Genomic DNA, 1,034 nt, shown 5'->3' with positions numbered 1-1,034 from the left:
CTGTTCACACAGCGCTGTGGCAAGGTTCACGGGGACTGCGTTCCCGATTTGCTTGGTGGTCTCGGTCTTGTTGCCGGCGATCTCGTAGTTCTTGGAGAAGCCCATCGCCGCCGCGAGTTCACGTGGTTGGAGCATCCGAAAGCGAATATCCAACCCCCACGGGAAGGCTTCAGGACAGATCAACGCGAATCTGTCTTTCGTGGTGATAGTCGGTATTGGGTCTCCGACTGGCTGCGCGCCACCATTCCCGTAATACTCAACGAGGAACGGCTGGGCGAGATATGGATCCGAACCGGTTGCCGTCACCGTTGGTAGTGGCTCTGCGATGTCGTGCGTTCGTGGTGTCTGCCCTTCACGCTCGCTGTAGTACGGGACGAGATATGGGGTTACCAAGTGTCCGTCATGATTTTTCGCCGTCACCGTGTGCAGCGGTCGCTCATCCGGTTCGTAGGTAGCGTTGCTGTGGAGGCCACGGTACGCACCGTTGCGTGGCAGTATGAACGAGCGTGCGCGGGGCTCGACCATGCTGATCGCTCCTCGCGTTGCGATGGTTGGGACGGGTGCCTCGCTGACGTTCTTCGGCCGTGCATGGGACTGCTGACCGAGCAGGTACGGACTACAGAGGCCGAACTGCTGGCTGTCGACCGTGGTTGTATCGACTGACGTAGTTCCTTCCTCTCCCGTTGGGATTCCGGAGTATTTCACGAGGAACGGGTCAGTATGCCGCCCAACGGCAGTCTCTAGCGTACCGGGCTCGGTAATCTCGACAGCGTTTTCCTGTAGTGCCTCGACGTCGGCTTTCCCCAGTTCTGCGACGGCGTTCGCGAACGGCTCGATAGCATCGTCGCTATGCCGGCGGATACCCTCCGCGATTCGCTGCATCGTATTCTGGACGAGCGGGCGATCACGGCCCCAGATGCTCTCGCCTCGCTCGGACCAGTCGATGATCTCCGCTGCTGGCCGCCACGGTTCTGTTCCGGGTGTCTCCCCGTTCTCGCTGTGGGTCGGGTCGGGCCACTTCGGGCTGCCTTGTC

At 60.7% G+C, this 1,034-nt stretch carries 1 protein-coding gene; it reads right to left on the bottom strand.

What is annotated here, in order from left to right:
- Positions 1 to 1,034: DNA cytosine methyltransferase (locus C450_RS01040; RefSeq protein ID WP_005038907.1), on the bottom strand; the 1,034-nt coding region annotated here is incomplete at both ends.

It is taken from the genome of Halococcus salifodinae DSM 8989, assembly GCF_000336935.1.
Classification (GTDB): Archaea; Halobacteriota; Halobacteria; order Halobacteriales; family Halococcaceae; genus Halococcus; species Halococcus salifodinae.
This window is presented reverse-complemented; position numbering and strand designations above follow the sequence as displayed.